The 16,884-nt window shown below is 70.6% G+C and carries 14 protein-coding genes; 5 read left to right on the top strand and 9 right to left on the bottom strand.

Translation table 11 applies throughout. The annotated features are described in order from the left end of the window. Positions 1-6 precede the first annotated feature (6 nt). Entirely contained in the window at positions 7-669 is a 663-nt protein-coding gene (locus ENSA5_RS01725; protein ID WP_106389805.1) for a hypothetical protein, read from the top strand. Positions 670-858: 189 nt separating this feature from the next. Here the strand turns inward: ENSA5_RS01725 and ENSA5_RS01730 are convergent, their stop codons facing one another. The 3 genes from ENSA5_RS01730 to ENSA5_RS01740 all read right to left on the bottom strand — a co-directional run bounded on the left by ENSA5_RS01730 (position 859) and on the right by ENSA5_RS01740 (position 7,200). Continuing rightward, the gene (locus ENSA5_RS01730; RefSeq protein WP_106389806.1) at positions 859-5,619 is read right to left on the bottom strand and encodes an Lhr family ATP-dependent helicase; all 4,761 of its coding nucleotides are present in this window, start codon (positions 5,617-5,619) and stop codon (positions 859-861) included. Positions 5,620-5,667: 48 nt separating this feature from the next. Then, positions 5,668-6,144, bottom strand: coding sequence for a hypothetical protein (locus ENSA5_RS01735; protein ID WP_146155211.1), 477 nt, complete (start codon positions 6,142-6,144; stop codon positions 5,668-5,670). A 120-nt stretch (positions 6,145-6,264) separates the two neighbouring features. After that, positions 6,265-7,200 (bottom strand): DMT family transporter, encoded by a 936-nt coding sequence (locus ENSA5_RS01740; protein WP_106389808.1) that lies wholly within the window; start codon positions 7,198-7,200, stop codon positions 6,265-6,267. A gap of 54 nt (positions 7,201-7,254) precedes the next feature. Between ENSA5_RS01740 and ENSA5_RS36830 the strand changes: the two genes are divergently transcribed. Together ENSA5_RS36830 and ENSA5_RS01750 are read left to right on the top strand one after the other, a co-directional pair. Continuing rightward, a complete protein-coding gene (locus ENSA5_RS36830) occupies positions 7,255-7,671 on the top strand; it encodes a ribonuclease III domain-containing protein (RefSeq protein ID WP_181197179.1) in 417 nt (138 codons plus the stop codon). A gap of 83 nt (positions 7,672-7,754) precedes the next feature. Beyond that, a complete protein-coding gene (locus ENSA5_RS01750; protein WP_106389809.1) occupies positions 7,755-8,690 on the top strand; it encodes an MDR family NADPH-dependent oxidoreductase in 936 nt (311 codons plus the stop codon). Positions 8,691-8,719: 29 nt separating this feature from the next. On the opposite strand, the gene ENSA5_RS01755 is transcribed toward ENSA5_RS01750, so the two are convergent. The 5 genes from ENSA5_RS01755 to ENSA5_RS01775 all read right to left on the bottom strand — a co-directional run bounded on the left by ENSA5_RS01755 (position 8,720) and on the right by ENSA5_RS01775 (position 13,239). Further along, entirely contained in the window at positions 8,720-9,145 is a 426-nt protein-coding gene (locus ENSA5_RS01755) for a DUF7682 family zinc-binding protein (RefSeq protein WP_106389810.1), read from the bottom strand. Between the two features lie 349 nt (positions 9,146-9,494). Beyond that, entirely contained in the window at positions 9,495-11,399 is a 1,905-nt protein-coding gene (locus tag ENSA5_RS01760; protein ID WP_106389811.1) for a M2 family metallopeptidase, read from the bottom strand. A gap of 32 nt (positions 11,400-11,431) precedes the next feature. Continuing rightward, complete coding sequence (locus ENSA5_RS01765; protein ID WP_106389812.1) at positions 11,432-12,217, bottom strand: exodeoxyribonuclease III; 786 nt, start codon at positions 12,215-12,217, stop codon at positions 11,432-11,434. Between the two features lie 45 nt (positions 12,218-12,262). Further along, on the bottom strand, positions 12,263-12,613 hold the full coding sequence (locus ENSA5_RS01770; RefSeq protein ID WP_106389813.1) for an anti-sigma factor family protein: 351 nt from the start codon (positions 12,611-12,613) through the stop codon (positions 12,263-12,265). Between the two features lie 2 nt (positions 12,614-12,615). After that, positions 12,616-13,239, bottom strand: coding sequence for a sigma-70 family RNA polymerase sigma factor (locus ENSA5_RS01775; protein ID WP_219906711.1), 624 nt, complete (start codon positions 13,237-13,239; stop codon positions 12,616-12,618). A 271-nt stretch (positions 13,240-13,510) separates the two neighbouring features. Here ENSA5_RS01775 and ENSA5_RS01780 point away from each other — a divergent pair, with 271 nt between their 5' ends. Beyond that, on the top strand, positions 13,511-14,149 hold the full coding sequence (locus ENSA5_RS01780) for an RNA polymerase sigma factor (RefSeq protein ID WP_181197181.1): 639 nt from the start codon (positions 13,511-13,513) through the stop codon (positions 14,147-14,149). 120 nt (positions 14,150-14,269) lie between these two features. Here ENSA5_RS01780 and ENSA5_RS01785 read toward each other — a convergent pair whose 3' ends face one another. Then, positions 14,270-15,643, bottom strand: a complete 1,374-nt coding sequence (locus ENSA5_RS01785) for a DsbA family protein (protein ID WP_106389815.1) — start codon at positions 15,641-15,643, stop codon at positions 14,270-14,272. A 262-nt stretch (positions 15,644-15,905) separates the two neighbouring features. Between ENSA5_RS01785 and ENSA5_RS01790 the strand changes: the two genes are divergently transcribed. Continuing rightward, positions 15,906-16,883 carry an ABC transporter ATP-binding protein gene (locus ENSA5_RS01790; protein ID WP_181197183.1) on the top strand — a complete coding sequence of 326 codons (978 nt, stop codon included), beginning with the start codon at positions 15,906-15,908 and terminating at the stop codon, positions 16,881-16,883. Position 16,884 lies beyond the last annotated feature (1 nt).

The following is a 16,884-nucleotide window of genomic DNA, read 5'->3' on the forward strand; positions in this document are numbered from 1 at the left end:
GCCGCGATGGAACCGGCCACCGCCGCGCTCGATCACCACCTGGCCCGCGGGCTGTTGCGGAGCGCGGTCACGTGGCTCGAGCTCGAAGCCGAGAGCGGGCGCCGTCACGGCTGGCGGGCGCGAGAGATCGGCGCGATCGCGATCTTGGGCGGCTTCGGGGGCCTCGCCGCCCGGTCCGAGCGGCTCCTGTCCGAGGCCGACCACGTCCACGCCGACGACGACGATCACTCGGCCCTCGACCCGGTCTTGCCCCACGGCGACGAGCTCGCCGAGATGTTCCCGCCCTACTCCTCGGTCGCGGTCCTGAGCCACGCGCGCAAGGCCGCGCCGCCGCACCTCTCGCTGGCCCTCGATCGTCACTTCGACGAGGCCTGGGCGCGCTGCGAAGACGACGCCCAGCGCGAGGAGGTCGCGGCGATCCGCGCCCTGCTCGGCGACTTCGAGGGCGCGCTCTCGATCCTCGGTCGCGCCGACTACCCCCGCGACCGCCAGATCGGCCCGCTGATGGTCATCGCGATCGAGGCCCTGCGCCTCGGCAACCCCTCGCTCACGCGCAAGCTCGTGCTCGAGGAGCTCGGCGGCCACGACGGGCTCGACTGGTGGATCCCGGTCGCGACCGGGCTGCTCGGGCGGCTGCCGTGGCAGGGCTACCCCCTGCCCGAGAGCTGAGCGACACCGAGCTAGCAGCCCGGGGTGCTATGCCTCGCGCCGCCTCGCTTGGCCTTTTCGCCGAGGGCTTTGTCGCCAAAACTTGCAGTACGCCCGGTACAGCGGCGTTTTGGCTTCGCGCCCTCGGCGAAAATTCCGGCGCGAGGCGACACGATGCCTAGCACCCCGGGCTGCTAGCAGCCCGGGGTGCTAGGCGTCGGCGCCGGGGCGGCGGTCGACGACTCCAATGATCGCGCGCGCCCCCGGCTGGAGCTCGCTGCGCTCCCAGCCCCGATCGCGCGGGCGCAGCAGCCCGTCGTGGGTCTTGCGAAAGCCCAGCGCGCACAGCTGCTCGGCGAGCCAGTGCTCGTTCGCAAATTGATCGTCGATCTTGGCCAGGAGCATGACCTTGCGCCGCCCCTGCGCCTGGTGCAGGAGCGCGACGAGGGCCTCGGCGAGGTGGCCAGCGCAGCGCTCACGCTCGGCTTCGTCGGGGAGCTCGTCGGGGCCGATGAAGCACAGCAGGAGCTTCTCGCTGCGAGACAGCCACGCGAGCAGGCGACCGTCGACCATGAACACGTGGGCGCCGGAGGTCCGCTGGGGCTTGGCCCCGCCCTCGCGCCGGGGCCACGGCAACCCGGCCCCGTAGGCGTTGGCGGGATCGCAGGCGGTCAAGATCACGATCGGGGCCGGGTCACTGCCGGTCTCGCGCAGGCGATCTTCGGCGCCCGGGAGCCCGAACTGCGCGCCGCCCATGCCCGCGATGAAGTAGCCCCGGCGGATCTTCCCGGCCTGCTCCATGGCCTTGAGGATCGGGTAGTGAGCCGAGAAGCCCCCGGGGACGCCCGCGCTGCGGACCGCCTCGCGGGTGACGACGCCGAAGCGCTCGAGCAGCTGGACCGCCGAGCTCGTCGCGCGCTCGGTCTCGCTCGGGCCGGGCTCGGCCTCGTCGCCCGAGCCCTCGTCGACGGGGCCGCTCGGGCGCAGCAGCGACCAGCGCCCTTCGGTCCCGGCCGGACCGGCGCGGCGCAGCTGGAGCTGACCGTGCAGTGAGGGCCGACGGCGCGCGTAGCTGCGGGCCTTGCCCTTGCCCTTGCCCCCGCGCGCCCGCGAGCGCAGCGGGGCGAGGGTGTCGTTGCTGAGCTCGCCGGCCCACACCATCTCCCACAAAATCGCGACGAGCTCGTTGCGAAAGCCACCGAGCGCCCGCTCGATGTCGGCGAAGAACATGGCCCCGCGGCGCCCGAGCAGCTCGCGCAGCCTCGCGGCGAGCTCGCCCTCGACAGGCTCGGGCGCGGGCGCGAGCGCGGCGAAGTGTCCGCTGAGGTAGAGCGCGACCCGGCCGTCGTCGCTGCCGAGGGCCTCGAAGCCGCGCCAGCTCAGCTCCCCGCTCGCGCACAGCTGGTCGAGCATGCCCGGATGGTAGGCGCGGACCCGGGCCGGCAAGACCGCGCGCTCGAGATCCGCGAAGGGGATCGCCACGCCCTGGATCTGTTCGATCGCGGCGACGAGCCCGTCGAGGCCCTCGCTCGGCCAGTCGATGCGGTGCCAGGTCGGCAAGAAGCGGGCGTAGAGCCGGGGCTCGACGGCCTCGACCGCGGCGCTCAGCTTGGCCAGCGAAGCCCGCTTGAGCCGCCGCAAGACCTCGACGTCGCACCACTCGCGCTCGCGCCCGCCCGGCATGAACTCGCCCTCGAGCAGACGATCCTCGCGACGCAGGGACTCGAGCGCGGCGGCGATCGGGCCGAGCCCGAGCCCGAAGCGAAGCGCGACCTCGGCGGCCGTGAACGGGACGTGGGTCCGGGCGTAGCGAGCGACGAGGTCCTCGAGCGGGTTGTCGACGAGCTCGAGGTAGGCCAGCGGCAGCCCCATCGGCGGGACCACGCCGAGCGCGTCGCGGTAGCGTCCGGCGTCCTCGGCCGCGATGACCCGGCGCTGGCCCGCGATCGTGACCTCGGCCGCGCGGCGCTCGGTGATCAGGCCCTCGACCCACCCGTCGAGCTCACCCCTCAGCTCGGGATCGCAGCGCTGGCGCAGCTCCTCGCGCGAGAGCTCGCCGAGCTCGCGCAGGGCGTCGTGGACATGGTCGAGCTCGCGGATCGCCCGGCGCGGATCCAGGCGCTGGATCAGCAGCTCGACCTCGCTCAGCGCGTCGCGGTCGAGGAGCTCGCGCAGCTGCGCGTCGCCGAGCAGCTCGCGCAGCTGGGCGTAGTCGAGGGCCAGGGCCTGCGCCCGCCGCTCGGCCCGGGGCTGATCGTCGTCGTAGAGAAAATTCCCGATCCAGGTGAACACCAGCGCCGCGGCGTAGGGCGAGGCGCTCGCGCTCTCGACCTCGCGCACGCGCACGCGCCGATCGAGGACCTGCTGGAGGAGCTCGGTCAGCGCGGGCAGATCGAACACGTCGCGGAGGCACTCGCGGTAGGTCTCGAGGATGATCGGGAAGCTCCGGTAGCGGGTCGCTACCGCGAGCAGATCGGCCGAGCGCTTGCGCTGCATCCACAGCGGCGTGCGCTTGCCCGGGCGCCTGCGCGGCAGCAGCAGCGCGCGCGCGGCGTTCTCGCGGAAGCGCGCGGCGAACAGGGCCGAGCCCGAGAGGTTCTCGATGACGAGGCGCTCGACCTCGTCGGGCGCCGGGAAGAACATCGAGACCGGCGGCGGCTCGTCGGCCTCGGGCAGACGAAAGGCGAGGCCGTCGTCGGTCCACAGCATGTCGACCTCGACGCCGCCGTGCTCGCGCAGGCGCCCGGCGACAGCCGTGGCCCAGGGCGCGTGGACGCGGGCCCCGAAGGGCGAGAGCACGGCCACGCGCCAGTCACCGATCTCGTCGACCCAGCGCTCGACGACGATCGTCTTGTCGCTCGGGAGCACGCCCGTCGCCTCGCGCTGATCCTCGAGGTAGTCGAGCAGGTTGCGGGCCGCGCGAGGCGCGAGGGCGTGATCGGCCGTGAGCCGCTGCTCGGCCTGCTCGCGCGGGAGCTTGTCGAGCTTGCGCCCGAGCGCCCCGATCGCGCGACCGAACTCCAGCGGGCGACCGGGCCCCTCGCCGTGCCAAAAGGGCATGCGCCCGGGCTCGCCCGGGGCCGGGACCACGACCACGCGATCGCGGGTGATCTCGACGACCTTCCACGAGCTGGCCCCGAGCACGAACACGTCGCCGTCGCGGGACTCGAACACCATCTCCTCGTCGAGCTCGCCGACCCGGGTGCCCGGGGCCCCGCCCTCGCCGAGCATGAACACGCCGTAGAGCCCGCGGTCGGGGATCGTCCCGGCGTTTTGGACAGCGAGGCGCTGGGCGCCCTTGCGCGCGCGGACCCGCTGCTCGACGCGATCCCAGATGATCCGCGGGCGCAGCTCGGCGAATTCGTTGGACGGGTAGCGCCCGGCGAGCATGTCGAGGGTGTTCTCGAACGCCCGGCGGCTGAGCTCGGCGAAGGGCGCGGCCCGGCGGACGAGCGCCCAGATCTGCTCGACCTCGAGCTCCTCGGCGATCCCGACCATGGCCACGATGTGCTGGGCGAGCACGTCGAGGGGGTTGCGCGGGTAGAAGGTCGACTCGACCTTGCCCTCGCGCATGTGCTCGATGACCGCCGCGCACGCGAGCAGGTCGTGGCGGTACTTGGGCACGATGACCCCGCGCGAGACCCCGTCGACGTGGTGCCCGGCCCGGCCGATGCGCTGGAGCCCCGACGCGACCGAGGGCGGGGCCTCGATCTGAATGACGAGGTCGACGGCGCCCATGTCGATGCCGAGCTCGAGCGAGCTGGTCGCGACGATCGCCGGGAGCTCGCCGCGCTTGAGCCGATCTTCGACGACGGCGCGGGTCTCCTTCGACAGCGAGCCGTGGTGGGCCAAGGACAGCTCGCGCCCGGCGAGGGCGTTGATCGCCTGGCTGAGGCGCTCGGCCAGCGAGCGGTTGTTGACGAAGATCATCGTCGAGCGGTGGGCCTCGATCAACTCGACGAGGCGCGGGTGGATCGACGGCCAGATCGAGCGCCTCTCGCCGACGAAGGTCGCGCTGACCGTGCTCGGCTTGGGCCCGTCGGCGACGATGCCCTCGACCTCGGCCACGTCGAGCTCGCCGCCCCGGGCCCCGTCTCCAGCCAGACCCTGGGCCCGAGCGGAGCGAGGGTGTCGGGCGGAGCCCGAGTCGGGAGACGAAAAGTCAAAGTCTTCGACCGGGACCTCGACGACGAGCTCGAGCGCGCGCTTGCGGCCGGCGTCGACGATCGTGACCGGGCGCGGGGTCATGCTCTCGTCGGCGCTCGGCGTGCAGCCGCCGAGCAGGCGCGCGACCTCGTCGAGGGGCCGCTGGGTCGCGGACAGGCCGATGCGCTGCAGTGGCGCGGCCCCCTCGCGTTCGCGCGCGTGTCCGCGCTCGTGCTCGAGGCGCTCGAGCGACACGAACAGGTGCGCGCCCCGCTTGCCCGCGACCATCGAGTGGATCTCGTCGACGATCACCGTCGACACGCCGCGGAGGGTCTCGCGCGCGCGCGAGGTCAGGAGCAAGAACAGCGACTCGGGCGTGGTGATCAGGATGTCGGGCGGATGGCGGAGCATCCGAGCCCGCTCGCGCTGGGGCGTGTCGCCCGAGCGAATCCCGACCGTCGGCATGTAGTGCTCGACGCCGTCGCGCTGGGCGATCGCCCGGATCCCCGAAAGCGGCGCCCGGAGGTTGCGCTCGACGTCGACGCCGAGGGCCTTGAGCGGAGAGATATAGAGGATGTCGACGCCCCGCGCCTTTGGGCGCTCACCGGCCGCGAACATCAGGCGATCGATCGCAACGAGGAACGCGGCCAGGGTCTTGCCCGAGCCCGTCGGCGCCAGCAGCAGGGTCGAGTCGCCGTCGAGGATCGGTCGCCAGCCCTTGCGCTGGGCCGCGGTCGGGCGCTCGAACGCGGCGCCAAACCACTCGCGCACCGCCGGATGGAAGTCCCGGAGCGGATCGCGGCGGCGGGTCGGAGCCTCGGGCACGGCACCTCACTTTGCCAGCCCGAGCCCGGGGCGTCTCGCGCCGCGGCGCTATTTGAGCAGACCGCCGAGCGGGTCGTCCTCGTCGTGGTCGGGCCCCTCGACCTTGTCTTCATCGTCGCGCGAGGAGTCTTTGGAGCCCTGGGGATCGACGTTGATCGTCAGCTTGCTCTTGCCCTTCGACAGCTCCGTGTCGCGGGCGGCGGCGACCTCGAGCTCCTCGAGCCACTGCGTCCGCCCCCCGATCGCGTACTCGACGAGGACCGTCGACGAGGACTCGCCGAGCTCGCGAAACGAGACCTTGATCTCGTGGGCCTTGTCGCTGTGTTCGATCACGAACACGCCCTCCTCGTCGCTGGCCATCAAGAAGCCAGGATGTTCGAAGGTCGAGCCGTCGAGGGTCAGGGCGACCTTGACGTAGGCCGCCGGGACCTCGGCCTCGCTCTGGGCCGCGGATGTCGTCGGGGACGCGAGCAGCAGCGCGGGAGCCAGCACGGTCAGACCGACAACAAATCCAAGACGTCGCACGCAGAGACCTTAAAACACCGCGTCGGAGCTCGCAACGAAGTGACTGTGCTGAATCGATCCAAGCGGGTCGGGCTGCGACAGCTAACGCAATTCAGCTCACAAGGATCACGCTGTAAGTAATCACGACCAGGCCGAGATCCACGCAATTCCGGCCACCACGCCGCCAACGCCGAGCCATTGCCACCAGCGCAGGCCCTCGCGCAAGCGAACGCAGGCGAGGGCGATCGTCACGACCGGGAAGGATGAGGCGAGCACGGCGACGACCGCGATCTCGCCCGCCACGACCCCGCGGCTGGTGCCGTAGGCGAAGCTGAGCATGCCGCCCGCGTCGAGCGTGGCCACGGCCAACAGACGCCCGAGGCTGTGCTCGCGGAGCTCTCCGAGCTGCTCCGGCAGACTCACGCGCTGCGCTCGGGCGAGCATCAAGAGCGCCGCGACCGCGACGAGCCGGAGCCCGAACACGACCCACGCCGGGCCGAGCAGCTCGCTGCTCGGCCCGAGCATGAAGAACACCCAGCCAAAGCCGACGGCCGAGAGCAGCGCCCACCCGACCCCCGACGCGCGGCGCAGCTTGGTTGGCGCCCGCGGCGAGGCCCGCGTCTCACTCTCATTGCCTTGGTCCGCGACTCGATCCGCGACGACCACGCTCGCGCACATGATCCCGACCACGACCGCGACGACCCCGGGCACGACGAGGCGCGGCGGCGCGTGCCCGGCGAGCCACGCGAAGCCAAGCGAGAACGCGCCCATCGAGCCGGCGATCGGCGAGACCAGCGACAGCTTCCCGCCCTCGAAGGCGCGGAACAGGCCGACGACGCCGAGCGTGTTGACCACGCCGATCACCGCGACGGTCGCGTAGGTCGTCGGCGCCGCGCTCGGGAGCCCGTGCCACGCGAGCGCGACGACGGCCAAGATAGCGGCCGCCGCGACTTGCACGCCGAACACCGCGGCGAGCCATCCGTGCCGACGGGTGACGCGCTGCGCAAGGTAGTCGCCGGTCCCAAAGCACAGCGCGGTGCCGAGACCACAGGCGATCGCAACCGCGGCCGCGCTCATGGGTCGCGGCCATGCTACCGTCCGCGGGCGCCTCGGTCTCGAGGCCTCCCACGCGTGAACCCGAGCGACGACTCCAAGCTGCGCCAGCGATCCACGCGCACGCTCGCGTGGCTCGGCGACGCCGAGTTCGAGCGTGAGGTTCGCCTCCGCCTGAGTCGCCGCGGCGACTACCCGACCGACCGCCTCGACAAGCTCCGCGCGCGGATCGTCAACGCCGAGGCCCAGGCCGCGCTCCTCGCCGAGCTCCTCGACGCCGGGGCCCTGCGCGAGGACGAGCTCGCCCTCGTGGGCCGGGCCCGCAACGCCGCGGTCCGCGGGGGCCCGCGCGGGCGCCGAAACGTGCGGGACTACCGGGCGGCCACGGCCCTCGAGGCGCTGATCGCCTGGTGGCTGGTCGGTGGCGAAGCCGAGCGCTTCACGAGCCTGATCTCGCCCGCGATCGAGGCTCGGATCGACAAACTGATGACCTAGGCCTCTTGTGGTCGGGGTCCGGGCGCGCTTGACTGCCTCGCTTGCGAGCCCTTCGCTTCCATCGCGGCAAAGATCCGCGAACCATGCTCGAGCTGATCGAGCTGCCCGAGCCCCAGCCGGGCCCGGGCGAGGTCCTCGTGGAAGTCCTGGCCTCGCCGATCTCGCCGATGGATCGCCTGGCGATGCGCGGCCTGTATCCGCTCGAGCTGGCCGAGGGCGTCGGCGGTGCCCAGGGCGTGGGCATCGTGGTCGAGCTCGGCGAGGGCGTGGGCGAGCTCGAGGCCGGGACCGTCGTGCTGCTCCCGGTTCGCGTGGGAGCGTGGCGTGAGCGTCTGGCGGTCTCGGCGAGCGCGGTCGTGCCTCTGTCGCCGCACCGTGATCCGGTCGCCGCATGCACCCTGCGGATCGAGGCCCTGACGGCGGCCGTGCTCCTGACCCGGCTCGAGCCCGGAGAGAGCTTCGTGCACTCGCCCGGGGCCGGCTCGGTCGGTCGCTACCTGACGATCCTCGCGCGCGAACGCGGGCTGCGGAGCATCGCGCTGGTCGGCTCCCGCGAGCCGATCGCAGATCTGTGGGGCCTCGGCGCCGACAACGTGCTCGTGCGCGAGCCCGGCCTGGCCTCGCGCCTGCGCGCGCTCGGGCTGCCCCAGCCCCGCCTCGGCTTCGACGGCAGCGGCGGCGCCACCAGCGGGCTGCTGGGCTCGTGTCTTCAGCCGGGCGGAGAGCTGGTCGTGTACGGGGCGACCAGCCGCCAGCCGGTCGAGCTCCCGGTCAGCCAGCTCGTGTTTCGCGACATCCGCGTGCGCGGGTTTTGGCTCCACCGCTGGGCCAGGGCCGTCGGCCCCGCGCAGCTGAGGTCCGAGCTCGAGGCGCTCGCGGCGATGGACCTGCAAGAGCAGGTCGTCGGTCGCTTTACCCTCGACCAGTGGCCGGCGGCGCTCGAGCTGGCGGAGCGAGCCGGCGCGCGCGGACGGGTGGTGTTCACCCCCGCGACATCGCAGCGCCCAGCCCCCGCTTGAGCCCCCGCTCGAGCCCGAGAAGTTGGGTCTCAGCGTCGGCCGGGCTTGGTGCCGTTGTAGGCCTCGTGAGACAGCACCTCGACCGGCCGCGGCGCGCCGTCATCCGTCCGAAACAGGATCCGATAGCGGCGGCCGAGCGGTATGCTGACGACGTTACGGTCGTGCTGGAGACGCTTGCCGTTGAACTGGTGCCACGGAGCGCCCTTGCCGATCTGCTCGAGGATGATCCTGGCCCTGCGAACGAGGCTCTTGTTCGGCAGGTGAGCGAGCGGGATCGGGTCGTTCTCGAACATCTCGCGCCAGGCCTGCTTTTCGCTCAGCCCGTCGCTCTTCTTCTTTGCCTTGGCAGTCTCGGCGCCATTGGCCGCGTCCTGCTGGGTCTTCGTCGCGGCACAGCGGTGACAGAAGCGACCTTTGCCGCTGTGTCCACAAGGAAAGGTCTTCTTTCTAGCCATGTCTGCAACCTCTTGCGCGATGTGGATTGGTTAGGAGCATGCCCAGCATCATTACGCGGAGATTGGCGTTTGGCAATCCTGCGCCTGTGTCGCGCATGTTCCAGCGCCCAGATCAGGTCACAGACGGCGAATTTTGCCCTCTAGGGCGCAAAAAATCTGGCTAAAGATGAGCGGGGACTTGCGATTCAGCCCCTTTGGCCGGTCGCGCCGGGCGCCATACGCCAAGACGACGACTGGAGACAAGTCAGGCCCGCACGATACGAGCACCAACACCTGGAACCAAGCGCCGGCCCCGTACAGGGCCGCGCAAGCTCCGCCGCACGGTGCGCGCGGGCTCAGGTTGGGCCGCCTACCACCCGCAGCGGCGGTCCTGGTTCTGCTCGCTCAGGTACCCCTGGAGAGGTTCGAAGTACTCGAGCATCGGCCCGGCGTCCATCTTGCGCGTGCCCGCCACCACCTCGAGGGCGTCGGGCCAGGGCTTGCTGGCGCCCATGGCGAGCATCGCGTGGAGCTTCTTACCGGCCTCCTCGCTGCCATAGATCGAACACGTGTGGAGGGGCCCCTCGTGTCCGGCGGCGTCACACAGGGCCTTGTGGAACTGAAACTGGAGGATCCGGGCCAGGAAATAGCGCGAGTAAGGGGTGTTCGCGGGGATGTGATACTTCGCGCCAGGGTCGAAGTTCGCCTCGCTGCGCTCGACCGGCGCGGCGACCCCCTGGTACTCGTTGCGCAGCTTCCACCACGCGGCGTTGTACTCGTCGGGCTTGATCTCGCCCGAGAACACGCCCCAGCGCCAGCGGTCGATCAGGAGCCCGAAGGGCAAGAAGGCGATCTTCTCGAGGCCGTCGGCGAGCTGCTTGTTGATGACGGCCTTGGGATCCTCGCTGACCTCGCTGAGCAGGCCCATGTTGTTGAGGTAGGCGGGCGTGACCGAGAGCGCGAGGGTGTCGCCGATGCCCTCGTGGAAGCCGTCGTGGGCCCCGCTCTGAAACAGCACCGGCTTCGTGTAGTAGTTCATGTAGTAGTAGTTGTGCCCGAGCTCATGGTGGATCGTGACGAAGTCCTCCATGTCGATCTTGATGCACATCTTGATGCGCAGATCGTTGTTGTAGCCGACGTCCCAGGCGCTCGCGTGACACTGGACCTCGCGGTCGTCGGGCTTCACGAACAGCGAGCGCTGCCAGAAGGTCTCGGGCAGCGGGTCGAGGCCGAGCGAGGTGAAGAAGCCCTCGGCGGTCTTGACCATCTTCAGCTCGTCGTACTTGGCCTGCTCGAGACCCTTGGTCACGTCGATGCTCGGCTGATCCGGGTAGGGGATCATGTCGTCATAGATGTTGGGCCACTCCTGGGCCCAGAGGTTGCCGAGCAGGTGGGCCGGGATCATGCCCTCGGCCGGGACCTTGTCGACGCCGAATTTCTCGCCGAGCTTGGCCCGCGCGTGGCAATGCAGCTGGGTGTAGAGCGGCTTGACCTGCTGCCACAGGCGCTCCATCTCGGCCTCGAACTCGGCCGGGCTCATGTCGTAGCCCGAGCGCCACAGCTCGCCGACGTCGCGGTAGCCGATGTCGCGCGCGCCCTCGTTGCCGAGCTCCACGAAGCGCTGGTAGAGCGGGCGCATCGGCGGGGAGATCGTCCGCCAGCCCTCCCACGCGGTGAGCAGCTCGTCGTAGTCGTCGCTCGTGGAGATGATCTCCATCGCGTCGCCCATGTTCTTGCAGGCGTCGGACTCGGGGTCGGTGCAGTCGCCCCACTTGCCGGTCCCGTACATGCTGTCGAGCTTGGTCGCGGTCTCGGCCAGCTCCTTGCGCTTGGCTGGGTCGGTGGGCGCGGGCAGCGTGGTCGCGACCTTGAGCAGGTGCAGCTGCCGGAGCGTGTCGGGGTCGGCTTCGACGCCGTCGAACTTGCGCGCGTCCTTGATCGCCTGGCCGATGTAGGCCATCGACTGCTCGCTCGCGGCGGCGACGGCCGCGGCGTGCTCGTCGGTGATGTCGGTCGCGTGGGTCCAGGCGGCCTTCGACTCGGCCGTCCACAGCTCGCGGAGCTTGGCGTCGACCTCCTTGACGAAGGCCACGGCCTCCTCGGTCGAGGGCTTGGCCGGGGCCGGGATCGCGCCGTCTTTGGTCTCGACGACCTCGACCTCGACCTCCTGCTTGGCCTCGGCCTCGGGCTCGGCGCGCTTCTTGGGCCCGCAGCCGACCACGAGCAGCGACGAGGCGAGACCAGCGAGCACGAGGGGGGACGCGAGCCTGGGCATGCGCGGACGCTACCCCAAGCGGCGCGCGCTTGTCACTCGCACACGGCCGGGTCGAGCTCGACACCGACCGGGGCGTGGTCCGAGCCTTGGACCTCCGGCTGGATGAACGCCCCGCGCAAGAAGGGGCGCAGGTTGGGCGAGGCGAGGATGTAGTCGATGCGCCAGCCAACGTTGCGCGCCCGCGCCGTGCCCCGCTGTGACCACCACGAGTAGTGGCCGCCGCCGCCTTCGAACTCGCGGAAGCTGTCGAGCCAGCCCGCGGCGAACCACCGCTCGAGCTCGTCGCGCTCCTCCTTCAAGAAGCCCGAGGTGTTCTTGTTTTGCTTGGGCCGGGCGAGGTCGAGCTCGCGCACGGCGGTGTTGAAGTCGCCCATCACCAGCACCCGCTGCCCGGCCCGGCGGCGGCGCTGGACCAGCTCGAACACCGCGCGGTAGAAGTCGAGCTTGTAGGGCACGCGGCTGTTGTCGCGGTCGCGGCCGTTGCCGTTGGGGAAGTAGGCGTTGACGACCGTCAGGCGACCGAAGCGCGCGAGCTGGACGCGGCCCTCGACGTCGAAGCGCGGGATCCCGAGCGTCGCGAGCTGAGAGTCGGGCGCGCGCGCGGCGAACAGCCCGACGCCAGCGTAGCCGGGCCGCTCGGCCGGGACGAAGTGCGCGTGCCAGTCGTCGGGATCGCGCAGGTCCTCGGGCAGCTGCTCGGGCCGCGCGCGAACCTCCTGGACCCCGACGATCTCGGCCCCGCTGTTCGAGAGCCAGGCGCGAAAGCCCTTCTTGGCGCTCGCCCGCAGACCATTGACGTTCCATGACAGCACGCGCACGGCCGCCGACTTTGCCCGGCGCGAGCCCGCAGTCAAGTCGCCGCGCTATTCCTCGCCCGGGGTCGGCTTGGCGTCCTTGGCCCCCTTGGCCCCCTTGGCCCGCTTGGCCCGGAGTATCGCCTGGATCAGATCCTCGGGCGGCGCGTGGCGACGGCGCTCCTCGGCGTCGAGCTCACCGCGCCCGCACGCGTGGACCAGCGAGACCGTGTCGCGATAGCTGTCGAGGTAGTGCACGCAGGGCGGGCAGCGCTCGAGGTGCCGATCAAATTCGGCCTGCGCGTCCTCGTCGAGATCGCGCTCGATGTAGGCGAGCAAGAACTCACTGACCTCGCGACAGCTGATGCCGTGTCGGTGCCCCGCCCCCCCGACACCCTTGCAGTGTTGATCGTCGCTCATCCCTAGTGGGTCAGTTCGAGCTCGCGCTCGAGGAGGTTTCGCAGGGCCTGTCGCGCGCGATGCAGGCGGACCTTCACGGTCCCGGGGGTGAGCTCGAGCAGCTCGGCGGTCTCGGCCGTGTCGAGCTCCTCGATGTCGCGCAGGATCAGCACCGTACGATAGTTGTCGGGCAGCTTGTCAATCATCTGCCGGACCTGCTCGCGGGTCTGTGCGCGGGCGGCGAGCTCCTCGCTGGTCTGGACCCACGGCCGGTGGAAGTGCTCGGGGAAGCCGTTGTCGGCGAAACGCGGGAGCAGCTCGCTGATGTCGACGATCTCGGCGCCACGCGCGATCTGACGCTTGTGACGGCGGAGGCGCTGGAGGGCGACGTTGACGACGATCCGGTGGAGCCAGGTCTTGAGCCGGGCGTCGGCGCGGAAGCTGTCGAAGTTGCGGAACGCGCTGAGGAAGGCCTCCTGGACCGCGTCGTCGGCGTCGGCCGGGTTCTGCAGCAGGCGCAGCGCGACGGCGCGCAGCGGCCCGACGTGAGCCCGCACCATGCGCTCGAAGGCCCGGTCATCGCCGGCACGCATGCCCTCGATGATCTCGCGCTCCTCGCCCGGCGTGGGTTCACCTGCGGAGCTCACGCCCGCTGCCGCCCGAATGCTCACACTTCCCGAATAGCACGGAATCGTAGTTGGCTGACCAGCAGCCCGGGGTGCAATGCCTCGCGCCGCCTCGCTTGGCCTTTTCGCCGATGGCTTTGTCGCCAAAACTTGCAGTACGCCCGGCCCCCAGACCCCGCCATCGCATTATTTGATGCCTGCAATCGAGAGTCCCACTCAAAAGAATCTTCGCTCAACTGTAACCCCAGCGGCGTTTTTGCATCTAAGCAACGACGCCACGAGGAGACACGACATGACCCGCACCGACCAAACCCATCGCTACGCCGGACTCTCGGCCCTGATGGACCGCTACTTAGATGGGGATGAGCGGGCATTTGCCGAGCTCCACCGTCGCCTGAGCCCGCTCGTTCGCTCGCAGATCCGCGCCAAGATCAGCAACCCCGCGACGGCCGAAGATCTCTTGCAGGCCGCCTTCATGAAGGCCCACGGCGCGCGCCATCGCTTCGCGGCGCCGGCGGGCGCGAGCCCCGACCGCGCCGTCGCGGTCTGGTACTCGACGATCGCCCGCAACGCGACCATCGACCACCTGCGCAAACTCTACCGTGAGCGGGCCGTGAAGCTCGACACCGCCGGCGACGACACCGTCGAGCTCCTCGACTCGCTGCGCGACCCCCTGCCCAGCGCCGAGGCGATGGCGATCGAGCACGAGCGCCAGATCGGCATCGCCGCTCGCATCCGCGCGGCCCTCGCCCGGCTGCCCCGGACCCAGCGCGAGGTCGTGACCCTGCACAAGATCGAGGGCAAGACGATGGCCGAGATCAGCGAGGAGCTCGGGGTCCGCGAGGGGACCCTGCGCGTTCGCGCGCATCGCGGGTACAAGGCGCTGGCCAGCGCGCTCGGCGGCTACCGATCTCAGCCCGCCGCTGCCTGACATGACGTTCGGCGCTCGTCAGAGCTGACCGTGTCCCGAACCCCAGGCCTCGGCTCAGTTTCGAGCTGGTCTTGCCTGGTCTTGCCTAGCCTTGCCTGGGTCTTTGTCTCCAGGAGGCTGTCAGTCGCCCCCCTCGACGCGGTCGAGCTCCTCGACGATCAGCATCCGAAAGTCCATCAGCGGGTGCGCGCCGACGATCGGCCGGCCGTTGATGAAGTAGGCGGGCGTGCCGCTGACCATCAGGCGCGAGCCGAGCTCGAGGTCGGCCTCGATCCTCGAGTCGTGGGTCTCGGTCGTCATCGCGGTCTCGAGCGCCGCGCGTGAGATCCCGAGCTGATCGCAGATCCCGACCAGGTCCTCGGCGCTGTAGCGGCCGCCAAACTCGAACACGGCGTCGTGGAACTCCCAGAATTTTCCGGCCTCGGCCGCCGCGAAGCTGGCCCGAGATGCGAGCGCGCCGAGCGGGTGGCCCGGGAGCGGGAAGTGCTTGAACACGAAGCGGATCTGGTCGCCGTAGAGCGCCCGCAGCTCCTCCATGGTCTCGTGACCGCGGGCGCAAAAGGGGCACTGAAAATCGGAGAAGGCGATGATCGTGATCGGCGCGTCGGCTGGGCCGCGGGCGGGCGAGTCGTCGATCGGGACCGGGTAGACCGTGTCCTCGTCGAGCTCGGGCCGCGCGTCCTCGTAGACGATCGCGGTGTAGCCCCACTTGGTCGCGTAGTCGTAGAAGCCGGCGGAGGTGGTCAGCCCCTCGTCGGCGAGGCGCTCGGCCAGCGACAGCTCCTGATCGATGAAGTGGCGGAAGATGTGCTTGGGTCGGGCGCCCGGCAGCATGCGCCCGTTGATGAAGAACACCGGGGTCGACGAGAGCTTGAGGCGCTTGGCGACGCGCAGGTCGGCACGGACCGCGGGCGCGTGGGCGAGCGAGTCGAGCTCGCGCGTGACCTGATCGAAGTCGAGGCCGACCTCGCGGGCGTAGCCCTCGAGGATCTCGGGGTCGATCCCGCGGCCGCTGAACACGAGATCGTGAAACTCCCAGAATTTGCCCTGGGCCTGAGCCGAGTGGCCGACGAGCGCGGCCTCGAGCGCGTTTTGGTGGCGCGCGAGCGGCAGGGCCTTGTAGACGAAGCGGATCTGGCCCGGGTAGTCGTGCTGGAGCTCCTCGATCGTCTGGTAGGCCTCGGCGCAGAACGAGCACTCGAAGTCCGAGAACATCACGATCGTCACGGGCGCGTCGGCGGAGCCGCGCGCGGGCGAGTCGCCGATGTCGACGCGAAAGCGCAGGTAGGGCACGCCCGCGGCGAGCTGCTCGGGGTCGGGCTCGAGGCTGCCCTCGCTGACGACCGCGACCGAGCCCTCCTCGCCAGTCTGCTCGGCGCTGGCCTCGCTCGCGGCCTCGGGCGAGACGCTGGCGCCTCGCTCACAGCCGGGCCCGGGCACGAGCAGCGCGAGCAACGAGAGCAGGTGGAGATATCGAGGAGCCGGGCCCATCATGCGCAGCGCGGAGCCTAGCAAAAGCTCACTCGCCCCCCCCAGCCGTCGGCGACCCTGCCCCTCGCGGTGGGCTGGGTGAGCTTCGCAGTCCCTCGCGTGGGCCCCCGAGCGGGAGCGTCAGCGCGGTTTCCTGGGTACGGGGTCGCGCGCCGCGCGGGACCGTCGGGCAACAACGCCTGAGCGCCCGCTGGCGTCCTGTGCGCGGGAGTTCGCTACAATAGCCAGAGCGCCAGCGGGGCCAGCACCGCCAGACGAGCACGCCGTGAAACAAGTCCGCGTCGAGAAGATCACCCACTCCTACGACGGCGTCCGCCCGGCCGTCGCCGAGCTCAGCTTTCACATCAACGCCGGCGAGGTCCTCGCGCTGATCGGGCCCAACGGCGCGGGCAAGTCGACGAGCCTGCGGATCCTCGCCACGCTCCAGCGCCCCGACTCCGGCGAGGTCACCTGGGACGGCCGCGACACCTGGCCCGTGCGCCAGGCCGTGCGCCAGCGGATCGGCTTCCTCGGCGACGGCACCGGGCTCTACCCAAACATGACCGCGGCCGGCTACCTGCGCTTTTTCGCCGAGTGCTACGGCCTCGACGACGGCGCCGCCAACACCCGGGTCGCGGAGCTGCTCGCGACCTTCAAGCTGTCGAGCAAGGCCGAGGCCCGGATCTCCGATCTGTCCAAGGGCATGCGTCAGCGCCTCGCTATCGCGCGGACCCTGGTCCACGGGCCCGAGCTGCTCCTGCTCGACGAGCCCGCCGACGGCCTCGACCCCCTCGGTCGTCGGCAGCTGCGCGAGATCCTCCGCGGCGTCGCCAACGAGGGCGTCGGCATCGTCGTCAGCAGTCACATCCTCCGCGAGCTCGATGGCTTCTGCGACGCCGTCGCGCTGATCCAAAAGGGCGCGCTGCAGGTGTTCGGCCCCGTCGAGGAGGTCATCGACAAGTACGAGGTCGCGCGGCGGGTCCACGAGGTCTCGGTCACCAAGGGGCTGCAGCAGGCGATCGCGATCCTCAGCGCGCACGAGGGCTTGATCGAGGAGGTCTTGCCGCTGACCCGCGACGAGCAGATCGACCCGGCGACCGCCGACCGCGGGAAGATCCGCGTGCGCGTGCGCGGGGCCGAGAATCACGCCGCCAAGCTGCTCAAGGAGCTCGTGCTCGCCGACGTCGAGGTCATCGCGCTCACGCGGATGCGCAGCGATCTCGAGGACGTCTACCAGAGCATCGGTCGCGACGAAGTTGCCTGAG

This window comes from Enhygromyxa salina (assembly GCF_002994615.1).
Lineage (GTDB): Bacteria > Myxococcota_A > Polyangia > Nannocystales > Nannocystaceae > Plesiocystis > Plesiocystis salina_A.